Below are 14,480 nucleotides of genomic sequence, written 5' to 3' on the forward strand. Positions count from 1 at the left end.
GATTGTAAGAAATCGCGCGATCCTCTTTCAGATCGATCCTGAAGAAGGCGCGCACAAATTATGATGATATTGGTTTCAGGATACCCACTCTCAGAGCTAGGCTCTTTGGAATTCAATTTCATTGAAATACCTCGACCCGTTAATGGATAAAGTTTAAGCTAATAGACACTCTTGAGTCACTAATTCATTGATTTCCGGGTAACGTGTTGTTTGGAAATCAAAAAAATAGCGACAACGTTGGGGTATCGGCTTGTCCGGCTTGGGGCGAATAGCCGTAGGTGACCGGCACGATACTGCACGATCAAAGCTCGAAAGTGATCTGTATTTTCGAAGCCTTGAAGACCTGAGTGTAACACAGAATCTCGCGCGCCCAGCTGTAGTCGAGCGCAAAGGATCGCTCTCGATTGACAGGGTCGGACACTGCTGGATTCTGTTGCATTTTGCAGCATCCAGTAGTTTGGGTGCTGAGCCTAGTCGTTGGGATTGACCTGAACAGACTTGAAATATGTCCGCCGCAAAGCCTGCTGGCTCTGACCTGCTTCCAGATCTTCAACGCACCCGCTAACCGCTCTAAGAAGTACCAAATCGATAAAACCGTTCCGCGGTTTCGCGAAATACTGCTGACTTGGCCTGATCTGGGATCAGATCGCGGAAGGCTTTCATCAGTGTTGTATAGTCACTGTAGAGGCTGTCGACTGGAAAGTTCGACCCGAACATCACTCGGTTCATTCCGAACTGCGCGAGGCAAGTATCAATGATCGGACGAATGCTCTGACCTGACCAACTGTGATCAAACATGCCCAAACCGGACAACTTGCATGTTATGTGGGGCAGCTCTGACAATGCTCGCAGATCTTCAGCCCACTGGTCCAAACCGTCAGCGCTCCGGTCATGAGGCGAGCCCGCGTGGCAGAGCGCTATCTGCGTGTCCGGGGCTTGCGCAAGGATGTGGGCGGTTTTTGCGTAAAGCTCGGGGATGAGTTGCAAGTCAAAGCTCAGCCCGTCGCGCCCTGCCTCCTGCAATCCTGCGAGAAAGCGGGGGTCGTCCAACAGGGCATTGGTGCCGGTCCGGGCATCCTCGCCCGGTGCACGCCCGACGATCTGGCGCACGCCGCGCACTGTGTTTAGGTTTTGGAACGCGTCGAGTTGGTCGGGCAGATCCGGTGCGGTGAGATCACAGAAAACGACCTGCGCCATTGGCCAATCGGGATTGGCATCGGCAACAGATTGAACCCAGCGAGCCTCGGCCAGACCGTCTTCAGCGCCGACCTGAATGTGAACCGAGGCGCGAATGCCGTTGGCTTGTGCGTCGGACCGGAATTCATCCAGTAAGTAGTTTCTTTGAATTGGCGTCGGATCCCCGAAAAAGCGCTTTACCCCGCGGGCCATCAGCCAGGGGTAGTGAACCGCCCCGAGATCCCAAAGATGGTGATGGGCGTCGATCCAGCCGGTCATGTGCGCGGCACCTCTTGTGTGCGTTCAAGAATATCGATGCCTTGCTGTTTCCAGAAATGCAGCAGATCGATGAAGATCCAGTTTTCGGCCAGCTTGTCTCCGGCGCGGCGGTAGATGTCGATGACGCGGAACTCACCCGCCTTGTCTGTGGCGGGCATGCCCATGAAACCACCGGTGGGCCGTGCGGTGAAATTGGGCCATCCGAAGAACCCCCCGTAGTGCCCCTCGGCGATGCGGCAGATATGTTTGGTCTTTGACCGGTCCGTGAACCCGGCCCGGAATGGCCCGGCATGCTGTTTGGCATACCGCTTGATCGTGTAGGTCGCGCCGATGCCGGTCGGCCCCCACCACAGCATGTCTTCGTGCCATGTGCGCCGCAGTTCATCCTCAAGGCTCAGACCGCTGTTCCATTGGCCGAGATCTGCGATCATCGCGTTGATTGCGGCAAGGGTCTTTTGCCCTTCTTCAGGAGGCTGCGGTTCGAAAATCAACCCGTCATGGGTCATGGGTCCGGGCTGAACAAGCTGCGCTGCCGTTTGCGGTGGAAAGGGCTGCAAACCAGCTTGCAGCATCAGATGCGGTATGTCGAAATACATGGCTGTCTCGGTGATCTGCCCGTTTTCGACCCTGTTGAATTCGCAATACCGCAGAAACGCCAGTTTGCCGGTCGGTGGGATGCCCAGCCAGGGTGCATCGAACAACCCCATCAAATGCCCCATCGAAACAACCCAGACCGACGAGAAATCATCACTCTCGTTGGCCCCGGCCATAAAGATATCCTGCCGTCTTTGCAGGTTTTTCAGGGCAGTCTTCAATGGGGTCCAGAAGGTGTGCGCGACCTCTGCAGCGTTGTGAATTTCGTCAAAGGGATGAAAGCCTCGCCATATGTGATTCGAGCCGTAGAACTCGGCCAAAACGCTGCTTTCAGTCCCCGGTTCGGCAGTGTCCAGCTTGGCGTAGAAGTTTCTTATGACTTGTTTTTCCGCCGAAAAATCTGGCATGTGAAGGCGCTCCCTGCATACGATTGCAAAAAAATCTTGCCAAAATGCCGCAGTTAAGTCTACCGTCAATGCAAGCGTATGCAAAAAAATCTGACGGGAGGGGCTGATGGCCGAGATTCAATTGCGGAATGTTGGCAAGCGATGGGGTTCGTTTGTCGGCGTCGACAATTTCGATCTGACCATAGCTGACAAGGAATTCCTTGTATTGTTGGGGCCCTCGGGCTGCGGCAAGACGACGACCATGCGCATGATTGCGGGTTTGGAAGATGCCAGCGAAGGCGACATTCTGGTCGATGGGGTGCGCGTCAACGATATGGAGCCCAAGGACCGCGACGTGGCGATGGTGTTCCAGTCCTATGCGCTCTACCCGAATATGAACGTCTACGAAAACATCCGATTTCCGCTGAAAGTGCGCGGCATTGACCCGTCGACCCATGACGACAAGGTGCGCCGCGCGTCGGCTATGGTCGAACTTGATGATTTTCTGCATCGCAAACCGGCGGAACTGTCCGGTGGTCAGCGTCAGCGCGTCGCCCTGGCGCGCGCAATTGTGCGCGAGCCGAATGTCTTCCTGATGGACGAGCCGCTTTCGAACCTAGACGCCAAGCTGCGGGTTTCCACGCGCGCTCAGATCAAGAACCTGAGCCACGAGCTTGCGGTGACAACCATCTACGTAACGCATGACCAGATCGAGGCGATGACCCTTGCTGATCGTGTGGTCGTTATGAAGAAGGGCGTCGTGCAGCAAGTGGGCAGCCCGACCGAGATTTACGACACGCCTGCCAACACATTTGTCGCCAGCTTCATCGGCAACCCGGCGATGAACCTGATGGAAGGCGAGGTGCGCAACGGTGTTTTTGTCACGAAGAACGTGGAAATTCCTGGCGTGCAAGCGCCCGAGGGCCCGCTGACACTGGGGTTCCGCGCAGAAGATGCCACGCTTGCGGAGAACGGGCAGGGGCAAATCAATGCTCCGATCTATACCCAGGAGTTGCTGGGCGACGCGACGATGATCTCGGTTCGCGTTGGTGGCGCGCTGGTTTCCGTGAAGGCCGACAAGAATTTCCGGGCTGAAATTGACGACATGGTGTCGATCTCGGTGCCGGTCGAGATTTGCCATCTGTTTGACGGCCAAACCGGCGAACGGATCTGAAAGTAGCCCCGTAAATCACCGGGGATCAGCCTCGGGACCAGAACTTTGTGCGCGACAGGGGCGCGCACGACACTTCAGAGAAACAGGGAGATGAGATGTTTCTGAAAAAGCTAGCTACCGTAACCACTTTCGTCGGATTGATGGGTTCGGCTGCATATGCGGCGAACTGCGGTCCCGAAGGTCAATCCATCCGAATTCTGGCCAGTGATTTTCCGGCCATCCATGCCGTTGCAGGCACAGCCGAGGAAAACTGTGCAGGTGGGGCGTCCGAGTTTTCGACCAACCACACAACCGAAGCGCGCCAGATCATGAACGCGGCCTTGACGCCGAACCCTTCTGAATACACGTCGGTCATTCTGGCCAATTCGACACTGACCCAGCTGATGAATGACGGTCTGGTGCGTCCGCTGAACGATTTGGTTGAAAAGTATGGCGAAAATATCTCGCCCAACCTTCTGATCACCATCGATGGCAACGTCATGGCTGTGGCCTTCATGGCCAACTCGCAGCACCTGTTCTCGCGTACGGACATTCTGGAGCAGGCAGGTTTTGACGGTATTCCCGCAACCTACGAAGAAGTCCTTGAAGCCGCCGAAATGATCCGCGCCGCCGGTATCATGGAACATCCGATCGTGATGAACCTGAGCGCCGGTGACGGCGGCTGGAACCTCGCTGAGGTGTTCAACATGATCTACCTCGGGCATGGCGGCGAGTTCTTTGAGCCGGGCACAGCCGAGCCAGCAATCAACAACGAACAAGGTCTGGCCACGCTGGCAACCATGAAGGCGCTGGCAGAATACGCGCACCCCGATCACCTGACGCATGCGTCCAACGAGACGCAAGGCCTGTGGGAAGCCGGTCAGGCAGCTTTGGGCGTCATGTGGGGCTCGCGCGGTGCGCCAATTCTGGACGACGAAGGATCCTCGGAAGAGGTGACGTCGAACACGGTACTGTCTGCAGCACCGACTGTTGGCGGCGGTTCGATCCCTGCTGCGACCCTGTGGTGGGATGGCATTTCGATTGCCTCGAACGTGTCGGATGAAGAGGCCGAGGCAACCTTTGCGGCATTGGTCAGCGCGCTGACACCGGAGATGGTGGCGGCAAACAACGATGATGCCGTCTGGCTGCTGAATGGCTATCAGCCTGGACCAGCCGCAGCTGGTGTTTCGGCGACGGCGCAAGGCGGTGCAAAACCGTATCCGATGATCCCGCAGATCGGCATTCTGCATGCCGCGCTTGGCAAGGAATTGTCAGACTTCCTGAAGGGTGACGAGTCTGCTGAGCAAGCGCTTTCGGATGTCGAAGCGTCCTACCGGACGTCGGCCAAAGAGGCTGGCTTCCTCCAGTAAATCTCCCCGACTTGAGGGGGCTGTCACGGCCCCCTCTCTTTCTCGAATTTAGATCGGGACGCATGTTATGAAACACCGCACCTTCTTCTGGTTTGTTCTGCCGACACTGTCAGCGATGATCTTGTTCATCGCGTTGCCGATCGTGTCGGTGTTTATCCAGTCGCTTTTTGTCGAACACGAGCAGGTTCTGGTCGTCTCGGAAAGTTGCGGTCCGTTTGGATGTAACCCGACAACAACAGTCGATACGGAAGCGACCGAGAAGCTGCGGGAAGAACAACCGCTGGGCCGTTTCAACGGTCTGGGCACGTATTTCGACCGGTCACATCTGGCACTCGGCGACATTGGAGAGGCCTGGTCAACTTCAGAAAGCCTGGGTGAGTTCTGGTCGAAGGTCTACAACCTGCCATTTTACAACGCTCTGACCTTTACGCTGGCCTATACCTTCATTGTGACGCCTCTGGTCTTGGTTCTGGGTCTGGCGATTGCGGTTGGGGTCAACAACCTGCCACGCGCGTTGAAGGGCCTTGCGATCTTCATTTCCCTTTTGCCATTCCTCGTAACCCCACTGGTTGGTTCCTTGATCCTGTTCTGGATGGTCGACGGTGACGGGGTGATCGGGGCAACAATTCAACGGCTTTTCAATGATCCAACCCTCAGCCTGAAGGCATCCACGCCGCTGATGTGGATCATGTTGATGGTGTATGGTGTCTGGCACACCCTGCCGTTCAGCTTCATCACCTTCTACGCCGGGCTTCAGACGGTGCCGGAAGATACGATGGAAGCGGCGCAGATCGACGGTGCCAGCAAATGGCAGAGCATGATCCATGTGGTTGTCCCGCATCTGATGCCGCTGGTTTCGTTTGTGACCCTGATGATGATCATGGACAACCTGCGTGTCTTTGAACCAATCGTCAGCTTCAAGGCCGAGGCCCATGCGCGCTCGCTCAGCTGGATCATTTTCAACGACCTGCGCGAAAGCGGCAATCCGCTTTACGCCTCGGCTGGCGCGACTTCGCTGATCACCATCATCATCGTGGTCATTCTGATGATGCCGGTGCTGGTGCGCACATGGCGCGACTTCACCCGCAAATCTCACTGAGGACACGACATGGCGACCAAAGCACAATCCCGCATGACCCCGCTAAAGCTGTTCTCATACACCTTTGTCGCGTTCTGGCTGATCATCGCAGCGTTCCCTTTCTTCTGGACCTTCTGGGGCAGTTTCAAGGTTCAGGCTGACTTCCTGTCGAAAGCCGACTGGATGAACGCGCTGCGCGGCACAAACACCATCGAGCAAACCGGAAGCGCCTTTACCGGTGCAGGCTATTACGGCGCGTGGATCGAAGAAGATTTCTGGTTCAACTTCAAGAACACGGGCATCGTCGTATTCTTTACCGTGGTCATCTCGCTGACCTTCGGAACATTGGGCGGCTACGCATTGGCCCGGTCCGGTTTCCGCTATGCGTTCTGGATCCTGATGGCGGCGTTGGTATTCCGCGCCATGCCGCATATCACGCTGGTTTCAGGCTATCTGCTGTGGTTCTTCGAATGGAACGTCTGGGGCATTCTGCCAACGACCATCATTGTGCTTGTGGCGATCAATCAGCCTTTCACGCTGTGGATGCTGCATTCATTCTTCAAGAACATCCCGAAAGACATGGACGAAAGTGCCATGGTCGATGGCTGCACCCGGTTCCAGGCCTTCCGGCATGTGATCGTTCCGGTCATGTGGCCCGGCGTGATCACCACGGGTCTGTTCAGTTTCCTGCTGGCCTATAACGACTTTACCGTCGCGGTGATGCTGCTGAGCGAAGAGAATGAAACCATCATTCCGGCCATCAACAGCTTCATGGGCACCACCCAGGTCGAGGGCAAGGTGATGTATGCGGTTGCGGCTGTGGTATCGGCCACGGCTCCGTTGTTTGTGCTGATCCTGTTCTTCCAGCGCCAGATTGTCAGCGGTCTGACTGCCGGGGCGGTAAAAGGCTGATGAGCGCGTCTGCACGACATAAGGCCATTGCGCGTCACCCTGCGCTCAACCGGATGCCGAGGGATTTTCTGTCAGAGCATTAACACTCTCTGAAAAAACGGAAATTCCTTACGCACCAACAAAAGGACGAGACACATGAAGGGCTCCCGCCCCGAACAGGCCGTGCTGACCAAAGACACGGATATGAGCAAAACCGAAGAAACGCGCGCTGTTATCGAAGGGATGGTCGATGGGCTGAACGATCATCGCATCGACGACATTGGCGAGTTCTTCTCGCAGGGCTTCCGCTGGATGGGCAATCAGGGATGTGGCACCAAAACCGGCCTGCAACAGTTTCAGGACAACTGGCAACGCCCGTTTCAGGCGGCGTTTTCGGACAAGACCTGCATTGATGAGGCCCGCCTTTACATGGGCGAATGGGCCGCCGCATTCGGTCGCCAGGAAGCCACCCATTCAGGCGAATTTCTGGGGATCGCCCCAACCGGCAAGCGGGTCGAAATCCGCTACATGGACTTCTGGAAAGTTGTCGACGGCAAGATCGTCGACAATTGGGTGAATGTCGATTTCGCTCATGTCGCCGCACAGCTGGGCGTGGACGTCTTCAACGGCGAAGGCTGGGAAGCATTTGACCGGGGCGAGAAAACGCCGCCCCGGCCCGCAAACTGAGGATCAGGATAATGGCAATCGAATATCTGAAACGCGGCAAACCCGAGGCCGACAGGGCCGAAGATGATGCCAAGACCCGCGCTGTCGTCGAGGCGACCCTGAAAGACATCGAAGCGCGTGGGGATACGGCTGTGCGCGAATTGTCGGAGAAATTCGACAACTACTCACCCGAAAGCTATCGCCTGAGCCAGCAACAGATCGATGATCTGATCGCATCGCTGTCTGAACGGGAACTGGAGGATATCAAGTTCGCGCAAGCGCAGGTGATGAATTTCGCCCAGTCTCAGCGCGATTCAATGCTGGACATCGAAGTGGAGACTTTGCCCGGAGTGATCCTGGGGCATAAGAACATCCCGGTTCAGTCTGTGGGCTGCTACGTTCCTGGCGGCAAGTTCCCGATGGTGGCGTCGGCGCATATGTCTGTCGCGACCGCCAAGGTTGCCGGTGTCCCGCGCATCATCGCCTGCACCCCGCCGTTTCAGGGCAAGCCCAATGCCGCTGTCATCGCGGCGATGCATCTGGGCGGCGCGCATGAGATCTACGTGATGGGCGGCATTCAGGCTGTGGGTGCCATGGCCGTCGGAACGGAAACGATCGAGCCCGTGCACATGCTGGTCGGTCCCGGCAACGCATTTGTTGCGGAAGCCAAGCGGCAACTCTTTGGCCGTGTCGGCATCGACCTGTTCGCAGGCCCGACCGAGACCATGGTGATCGCAGATGAAACTGCCGCAGATGCCGAGCTTTGTGCCACCGATCTGCTGGGTCAGGCCGAGCATGGGTATAACAGCCCCTGTGTTCTGCTCACCAACTCGCGCAAACTGGCCGAGGACACCTTGGCCGAGATCGACCGTATTCTGGGCATTTTGCCAACTTCGGACACGGCCCGCGTCAGTTGGGATGAATATGGTGAGGTGATTGTCTGCGACACGTATGAAGAGATGTTGAAAGTGGCCGATGACATCGCGTCCGAGCATGTGCAGGTCATGACCGACCGCGACGATTGGTTCCTTGAGAACATGACCTGCTATGGCGCGCTGTTCCTGGGGCCGCGAACGAATGTGGCCAATGGTGACAAGGTGATCGGCACCAACCACACGCTGCCCACCAAGAAAGCCGGGCGTTATACTGGTGGTCTTTGGGTCGGTAAATTCTTGAAAACGCACAGTTATCAAAAGGTTCTGACGGATGAAGCCGCAACGATGATCGGCGAGTTCGGGTCGCGCCTGTGTATGCTCGAAGGTTTCGTTGGCCATGCTGAGCAGTGCAATATCCGGGTGCGTCGCTATGGCGGCATCAATGTTCCCTATGGCGAAGGTGCGCCTTATCGAGAGGCGGCGGAATGAGCGATATCCATTCGGCGAACAAGGCACTGATCGCGCCGCTTCGGGCCGCGATGTATGACTTTGACGACGTCCGTGTTCAGGCGGCGCTGAAGGGCGTGATCGCCGCCGACGCCGTCATCCATATGCCGCATCCCTTCGGTGATCTGACCGGTCCGCAGGAACTCTATGACACCTGCTATGCGCCCCTGCTGAAAGCCATGCCCGACCTTGAACGACGGGACTGGATCGTGATGGGCGGCAAAACCGAACATGGCGATGACTGGATCGGGTGCGGCGGTCATTACTACGGCACCTTTGTCGCCCCGTGGCTGGACATTCCGCCAACCGGGCACCTGACCCATATGCGGTATCACGAATTCTATCGCGTCGTGGATGGGCAAGTGGTCGAGATTCAGACGCTCTGGGATATCCCCGAAGTGATGATGCAGGCCAAAGCCTGGCCCATGGCGCCGTCCTTGGGTCTGGAGTTCTGTATTCCAGGCCCTGCCACCTTAGATGGAATTGTGCCGGGCCCGTGGGATGAGGCCAAATCTCAGGCGTCCTGCGCCCATATCGTTGAAATGCTGGAACACCTCAAGAAACACCCAAGCCAGGGTGGCTCTGAGGTGATGGAGATGCCAAAATTCTGGCATCCTCGCATGAACTGGTATGGCCCCGCAGGGATCGGCACCGGGCGCGGCATTGCAGGGTTCCGCAATTGGCATCAGATCCCATTCCTGAACGGGATGCCGGATCGCGGCAAATACGTGGACGACATCACCTATCATTTCTTCGGGGATGCTGAATACGCCGCCGTGACCGGCTGGCCGAACATGATCCAGACGGTGACCCATGACGGTTGGATGGGCATTGCGCCATCTGGCAAGCGGATCACCATGCGCAGCCTTGATTTCTGGCGCTTGGAGAATGGTCTGATCCGTGAAAACTGGGTTTTGGTCGACCTGCTGGACGCCTACCGGCAACTGGGCGTAGATGTCTTTGCCCGGCTGCGTGAATTCAACAAGGTACGCGTACAGGGCGAGATTCCATTCCCGGTCGGCGAGGTTTGATATGCCCCAATTCCCCAGCACCCCCAGTTTCAGTTTAAGCGGCAAGCGCGCTTTGGTTGCGGGGGCATCCTCTGGCATCGGCATGGCCTGTGCCGTGGCGCTGGCGGAACACGGGGCAGAGGTGACATTAGCAGCGCGCCGGACCGGCGCGCTGCAAGACATAGCCGCTGAAATGCAGGCGCGTGGCTGGCAGGCCAATGTGCTGGAGTTGGATGTGTCGGATATCGAGGCGACGGCGCAGGCAGTGGCACAAAGCGGCCCGTTTGATGTTCTTTTGAACTCAGCCGGGTTGGCGCGTCACAGCAAGGCTGTGGACACGCGCCCCGAGGATTTTGATGCCGTCATGGATGTGAATGTCCGGGGTGCGTATTTTCTGACTCAGGCCGTGGCAAGGGGGTTGTTGGAGGCCGGGCGGTCAGGATCGCTGATCAATATCTCCAGCCAGATGGGCCATGTCGGCGGGCGCGAGCGTGCGGTCTATTGCGCCTCGAAGTTCGCTGTCGAAGGGTTTACCAAAGCCATGGCTCTGGAATTCGGCCCGGAGAAAATTCGCGTCAACACAATCTGCCCGACCTTCATTCTGACCGATCTGACGCGCCCGACCTTTGAAGACCCTGATAAACGCGCCTGGATTCTGGACAAGATCAAGCTGGGCCGGCCGGGTGAGATCGAAGACATCATGGGCGCCGTTGTCTATCTGGCCTCTGACGCCTCGGCGCTGGTCACGGGCACCTCCATGCTGGTGGATGGAGGTTGGACGGCGGACTGATGGCAATACAAAAGGTCACATCGATGGACGTTGCGCGGTTGGCCGGTGTAAGCCAATCGGCGGTCAGTCGTGTTTTCACCCCCGGCGCATCGGCTTCCAAAAAGACCATTCAAAAGGTTCGCAAAGCGGCAGAGGAGTTGGGCTATCGTCCAAATGTTCTGGCCCGGGCAGTGGTGTCGGGCAGAAGCCGGATCATTGGCCTTGTGGTCGCCTATCTGAACAATCAGTTCTACCCCGAGGCGCTGGAAAAACTGACCAACGCGCTGCAGGAGCGTGGTTATCACGTCTTGATTTTCATGGCCTCGAACTCGGCGCAGAATATCGACAAGGTTGTCGAAGAAATTCTTGATTTTCAGGTGGATGGGATCATTGCGGCGTCGGTTGCATTGTCATCGGACCTTTCCGATCGGTGCCGTGCCGCCGGTGTGCCGATGGTGCTGTTTAACCGGGCGCAGGATGACCCGGCCATGTCATCGGTCACCTCGGACAACACGGCGGGCGGTCGCAAAGTGGCCGAGTTCCTGCTGGCCGCCGGACATAAGAAGATCGGATACATCGCCGGGTGGGAGGGCGCATCGACGCAGCGGGATCGCGAAGCTGGTTTTACGGCCGCGCTGAACGAAGCAGGCGTTGCGCTGCATGCCCGCGAGGTCGGCAATTTCGGAACCGAAAAGGCGCAGGAAGCGGCCCGCAGGATGTTCGCCTCGGATCCGCCCGAGGCCGTCTTTGTTGCAAACGACCATATGGCCATCGCCGTTATGGACACGCTCAGGTTCGAAATTGGCCTGAAGATCCCACAGGATGTGTCGGTTGTGGGCTATGACGACGTTACCGTAGCAGCCTGGCCCAGCTACGACCTGACCACCGTCCGACAACCGGCAAACCGCATGGTGTCTGAAACCGTGGACATCTTGCTAAGCAAAATCAATGACCCGCGCATGGGTCCCCGACGTTTAGAGATTGATGGGCCGCTGATCGTTCGCGGATCGGCCCGCGTACCTGAAGGATGGAAAACATGAAGGGGTTTGATCCCAAATTCAAAGACTTTCCCGATTACATCATCGGGATCACCAAAGAGATTTGGGAAGATCGCGGAATTGCCACGCTGCATGATTACTATGCGCCGGACATTGTCGTGCGTTCGCCCGGATCGGTGGTTGTCGGCAATCAGGGGGTAATAGCGGCCACGATGGCGACGCTGGCCGAGTTTCCGGATCGGACGCTGCTGGGCGAAGACGTGATCTGGTCCGGTACGCCGGAAGAGGGGATGTTGTCCTCACACCGTCTTTTGTCGACTGCGACACATCTTGGGGACGGGGTGTACGGAAAGGCCACCGGGAAAAAGCTGGTCTACCGTATTCTGGCCGACTGCCACGCCATCAATAACCAGATCAATGATGAGTGGCTGATCCGGGACCAGGGTGCAATCGTGCAGCAGATGGGCTGGGAGTCGAAAGACTATGCCCGTGATCTGATCGCACGCGAAGGCGGACCAGAGGCTTGCGTGCGGCCTTACACCCCGTCGAATGATCAGCCTGGCCCGTATGAAGGCAGCGGCAATGACAATGAATGGGGTCAGAAATACGCCGATATCCTGACCCGGATCATGAGCGCGGATATGAGCGCTATTGAGGCCGAATATGACCGGGCCGTGCAGTCGGAATATCCCGGCGGGACGACCGGACATAGTTGGGGACCGGTTGATCGTTTCTGGATGGGCCTACGCGCCTCGTTCCCGAATGCCGAGTTCCAAATCCAGCACCAGATCGGTCGGGACGACCCGATGATGCCGCCGCGTGCCGCGCTTCGTTGGACGTTGCACGGCAAACACGATGGGTGGGGTGTCTTCGGTGTTCCCACCGGAGCCGAGGTTTTTGTGCTTGGCATCAGCCATGCCGAATTCGGCCCGTGGGGCCTGCGCCGCGAATACACGCTGTTCGATGAAACATCTGTCTGGAAACAGATCCTGTTGAAGACCGGTGATCTCTGACATGGCCTGTCTTATGTCAAATCTGGATGCCGGGCAGGCGATGCGGCGGTTTCACGCCCATCGGGCCAGCCTGCGCGCCCGGCGGCTGAACAACCGTCCTCCGGGCTTTGGGGTTGAGATCGTTGTACCCCAAACACAAGGAAAATTGACATGAGCACCATTCAGCAACGCATCGTTCGCTACGGCGAACTGAAACCCTGCAAAACCGCGTTTATCGACGCCCACACACCGGGCAGCGATCAGAAAGAGAACTTTACCATCATCGGCGGTGGGGTGTCCGAATCTCCGGATCAGCATGTGCACATCACCGACAAGATCGGGTTCAATATCGGCGCTGCCGGGCAACCTCCGAAATGCCGCAACTCTTTGCACAGCCACACCACGGCCGAGGTGTTCTTTGTCGCCAAAGGCCGCTGGCGGTTCTTCTGGGGCCGCTATGGCACGGCTGGTGAGTTCATTGCCGAAGAAGGTGACATCTTCAACATCCCCACCGGTATCTTTCGCGGCTTTGAAAATGTCGGTCAGGACTACGGCATGATCATGTCGATCCTCGGCGGCGATGACGCGGGCGGCGGCGTCACATGGGCACCGCAGGTGATCGAAGACGCGCAGGCGCATGGTCTGATGCTGGGCGACAACGGGGTTCTTTATGATTCCAAGAAAGGGCAGGAGCTGCCGCACAATGTGCGCCCGATGCCTTTGCTGAGCGAAGACCAACTGAAGGCGTATCCCGAGGTTCCGGTTGAAGATGTGGTTGGCAAATACGTCGCCCGATACTGGGACTTGATGGCATTGTCGTCCAACAAGCCAGCCGTGGTTATTGGCGAGGATGGCTTGATCAAGGACAGACCGGGTTTCGAGGTCGATTTCCTTGGGCGGGGCTCTTGCGTAGCAGACGCGACCCAGGCTGAGAAACCCGTGGTGTTGATGCCAGCCAGCGGCCATTGGCATATCTCTGTTGATGGGTACGAAACCACGTTGTCCGTTGGAGACACCGCTTTGGTTCTGCCCGGTGAATCCTATAGCGTTGTTCCATCGATGACCGGGCAGGCTGGCCTGTACCGGATCACCGCAACCGATGACCCGGCAGGAGCGACCTGGACAGGATGAACGCGGATCCCAATGACACACACGACGTTTACGAGCGGCAGGCGAGCGAATATGACAAGCGCCGCTCGAAGGCTTTGTTCGAGGCGCGCTGGCTGGCGCGCTTTACGGCCAGCCTGAAGCCCGGCGATCATGTGTTGGATTTGGGCTGCGGCACCGGCGACCCTATAGCGCGCTGGTTCATGGCCGAAGGTTTCGCCGTCACCGGCGTCGATTTTTCCGAGGCGATGCTGGCCTTGGCGCGGGACCGCTGGCCCGATGGCGATTGGCGCAAAGCCGACATGCGGGATTTCGAGCTGGACCAGCAGTTTGACGGCATCATCGCGTGGAACAGCTTTTTTCACCTGACAGCGGATGAGCAGAAGGCCTGCATCGCCCGCATGGCGCGTCATTTGCGGCCCGGTGGAATGCTGATGCTGACCGTCGGTCCGCGTGCCGGTGAGGTCAGCGGCACGGTAGGAGCCGAGCGCGTATATCACGCCTCGCTGTCCCCGGCAGGCTATGCCGTGTGTCTGGAAGAAAACGGGCTGCACCTGACCGGATTTCTGGCCGAAGACCCCGAGACCCAAAGCCACACAGTCCTGATGGCACGAAAACTGTAAGGAGAG

General features: G+C 57.6%; 15 protein-coding genes. 12 read left to right on the plus strand and 3 right to left on the minus strand.

From position 1 onward, the window contains the following. Positions 1-301: 301 nt before the first annotated feature. From ACR0LW_RS16225 to ACR0LW_RS16235, 3 genes are all read right to left on the minus strand, one after another. Positions 302-439 (minus strand): hypothetical protein, encoded by a 138-nt coding sequence (locus ACR0LW_RS16225; RefSeq protein ID WP_480883282.1) that lies wholly within the window; start codon positions 437-439, stop codon positions 302-304. Between the two features lie 131 nt (positions 440-570). Then, positions 571-1,455 carry an amidohydrolase family protein gene (locus ACR0LW_RS16230; protein ID WP_480883284.1) on the minus strand — a complete coding sequence of 295 codons (885 nt, stop codon included), beginning with the start codon at positions 1,453-1,455 and terminating at the stop codon, positions 571-573. Continuing rightward, complete coding sequence (locus ACR0LW_RS16235) at positions 1,452-2,456, minus strand: nuclear transport factor 2 family protein (protein WP_480883286.1); 1,005 nt, start codon at positions 2,454-2,456, stop codon at positions 1,452-1,454. Before ACR0LW_RS16235 ends, ACR0LW_RS16230 begins: the two co-directional genes overlap by 4 nt. A 106-nt stretch (positions 2,457-2,562) precedes the next feature. Between ACR0LW_RS16235 and ACR0LW_RS16240 the strand changes: the two genes are divergently transcribed. From ACR0LW_RS16240 to ACR0LW_RS16295, 12 genes are all read left to right on the plus strand, one after another. Further along, the gene (locus tag ACR0LW_RS16240) at positions 2,563-3,609 is read left to right on the plus strand and encodes an ABC transporter ATP-binding protein (RefSeq protein ID WP_480780121.1); all 1,047 of its coding nucleotides are present in this window, start codon (positions 2,563-2,565) and stop codon (positions 3,607-3,609) included. A 95-nt stretch (positions 3,610-3,704) separates the two neighbouring features. Continuing rightward, entirely contained in the window at positions 3,705-4,958 is a 1,254-nt protein-coding gene (locus tag ACR0LW_RS16245) for an extracellular solute-binding protein (RefSeq protein WP_170452936.1), read from the plus strand. Positions 4,959-5,025: 67 nt separating this feature from the next. Then, positions 5,026-6,057 (plus strand): carbohydrate ABC transporter permease, encoded by a 1,032-nt coding sequence (locus tag ACR0LW_RS16250; protein ID WP_170622744.1) that lies wholly within the window; start codon positions 5,026-5,028, stop codon positions 6,055-6,057. Between the two features lie 9 nt (positions 6,058-6,066). Further along, positions 6,067-6,948 (plus strand): carbohydrate ABC transporter permease, encoded by an 882-nt coding sequence (locus ACR0LW_RS16255; RefSeq protein WP_170452930.1) that lies wholly within the window; start codon positions 6,067-6,069, stop codon positions 6,946-6,948. A 135-nt stretch (positions 6,949-7,083) separates the two neighbouring features. Further along, the gene (locus ACR0LW_RS16260) at positions 7,084-7,614 is read left to right on the plus strand and encodes an ester cyclase (RefSeq protein ID WP_170521521.1); all 531 of its coding nucleotides are present in this window, start codon (positions 7,084-7,086) and stop codon (positions 7,612-7,614) included. Positions 7,615-7,625: 11 nt separating this feature from the next. Continuing rightward, positions 7,626-8,957, plus strand: coding sequence for a histidinol dehydrogenase (hisD, locus tag ACR0LW_RS16265; RefSeq protein WP_480582815.1), 1,332 nt, complete (start codon positions 7,626-7,628; stop codon positions 8,955-8,957). Further along, the gene (locus ACR0LW_RS16270) at positions 8,954-10,006 is read left to right on the plus strand and encodes an ester cyclase (RefSeq protein WP_480883289.1); all 1,053 of its coding nucleotides are present in this window, start codon (positions 8,954-8,956) and stop codon (positions 10,004-10,006) included. The genes hisD and ACR0LW_RS16270 overlap by 4 nt, the downstream gene beginning before the upstream one ends. A gap of 1 nt (position 10,007) precedes the next feature. Continuing rightward, entirely contained in the window at positions 10,008-10,775 is a 768-nt protein-coding gene (locus ACR0LW_RS16275; protein WP_170521527.1) for an SDR family oxidoreductase, read from the plus strand. Continuing rightward, the gene (locus ACR0LW_RS16280; protein ID WP_480872142.1) at positions 10,775-11,794 is read left to right on the plus strand and encodes a LacI family DNA-binding transcriptional regulator; all 1,020 of its coding nucleotides are present in this window, start codon (positions 10,775-10,777) and stop codon (positions 11,792-11,794) included. Before ACR0LW_RS16275 ends, ACR0LW_RS16280 begins: the two co-directional genes overlap by 1 nt. Next, positions 11,791-12,765: a nuclear transport factor 2 family protein gene (locus ACR0LW_RS16285; protein ID WP_480883291.1), complete on the plus strand. Its 975-nt coding sequence runs from the start codon at positions 11,791-11,793 to the stop codon at positions 12,763-12,765. The genes ACR0LW_RS16280 and ACR0LW_RS16285 overlap by 4 nt, the downstream gene beginning before the upstream one ends. A gap of 150 nt (positions 12,766-12,915) precedes the next feature. Then, positions 12,916-13,875, plus strand: coding sequence for a cupin domain-containing protein (locus tag ACR0LW_RS16290; protein ID WP_480883293.1), 960 nt, complete (start codon positions 12,916-12,918; stop codon positions 13,873-13,875). Next, positions 13,872-14,474, plus strand: a complete 603-nt coding sequence (locus tag ACR0LW_RS16295; RefSeq protein WP_170631842.1) for a class I SAM-dependent methyltransferase — start codon at positions 13,872-13,874, stop codon at positions 14,472-14,474. The genes ACR0LW_RS16290 and ACR0LW_RS16295 overlap by 4 nt, the downstream gene beginning before the upstream one ends. The last annotated feature ends 6 nt before the right edge of the window (positions 14,475-14,480 follow it).

Source organism: Ruegeria sp. N4 (genome assembly GCF_056531425.1).

What these genes read in the sequence shown, in the direction of transcription:
- ACR0LW_RS16225 (WP_480883282.1), bottom strand. Translation starts at nt 439, where the DNA reads ATGCAACAGAATCCAGCAGTGTCCGACCCTGTCAATCGAGAGCGATCC.
- ACR0LW_RS16230 (WP_480883284.1), bottom strand. Translation starts at nt 1,455, where the DNA reads ATGACCGGCTGGATCGACGCCCATCACCATCTTTGGGATCTCGGGGCG.
- ACR0LW_RS16235 (WP_480883286.1), bottom strand. Translation starts at nt 2,456, where the DNA reads ATGCCAGATTTTTCGGCGGAAAAACAAGTCATAAGAAACTTCTACGCC.
- ACR0LW_RS16240 (WP_480780121.1), top strand. Translation starts at nt 2,563, where the DNA reads ATGGCCGAGATTCAATTGCGGAATGTTGGCAAGCGATGGGGTTCGTTT.
- ACR0LW_RS16245 (WP_170452936.1), top strand. Translation starts at nt 3,705, where the DNA reads ATGTTTCTGAAAAAGCTAGCTACCGTAACCACTTTCGTCGGATTGATG.
- ACR0LW_RS16250 (WP_170622744.1), top strand. Translation starts at nt 5,026, where the DNA reads ATGAAACACCGCACCTTCTTCTGGTTTGTTCTGCCGACACTGTCAGCG.
- ACR0LW_RS16255 (WP_170452930.1), top strand. Translation starts at nt 6,067, where the DNA reads ATGGCGACCAAAGCACAATCCCGCATGACCCCGCTAAAGCTGTTCTCA.
- ACR0LW_RS16260 (WP_170521521.1), top strand. Translation starts at nt 7,084, where the DNA reads ATGAAGGGCTCCCGCCCCGAACAGGCCGTGCTGACCAAAGACACGGAT.
- hisD (WP_480582815.1), top strand. Translation starts at nt 7,626, where the DNA reads ATGGCAATCGAATATCTGAAACGCGGCAAACCCGAGGCCGACAGGGCC.
- ACR0LW_RS16270 (WP_480883289.1), top strand. Translation starts at nt 8,954, where the DNA reads ATGAGCGATATCCATTCGGCGAACAAGGCACTGATCGCGCCGCTTCGG.
- ACR0LW_RS16275 (WP_170521527.1), top strand. Translation starts at nt 10,008, where the DNA reads ATGCCCCAATTCCCCAGCACCCCCAGTTTCAGTTTAAGCGGCAAGCGC.
- ACR0LW_RS16280 (WP_480872142.1), top strand. Translation starts at nt 10,775, where the DNA reads ATGGCAATACAAAAGGTCACATCGATGGACGTTGCGCGGTTGGCCGGT.
- ACR0LW_RS16285 (WP_480883291.1), top strand. Translation starts at nt 11,791, where the DNA reads ATGAAGGGGTTTGATCCCAAATTCAAAGACTTTCCCGATTACATCATC.
- ACR0LW_RS16290 (WP_480883293.1), top strand. Translation starts at nt 12,916, where the DNA reads ATGAGCACCATTCAGCAACGCATCGTTCGCTACGGCGAACTGAAACCC.
- ACR0LW_RS16295 (WP_170631842.1), top strand. Translation starts at nt 13,872, where the DNA reads ATGAACGCGGATCCCAATGACACACACGACGTTTACGAGCGGCAGGCG.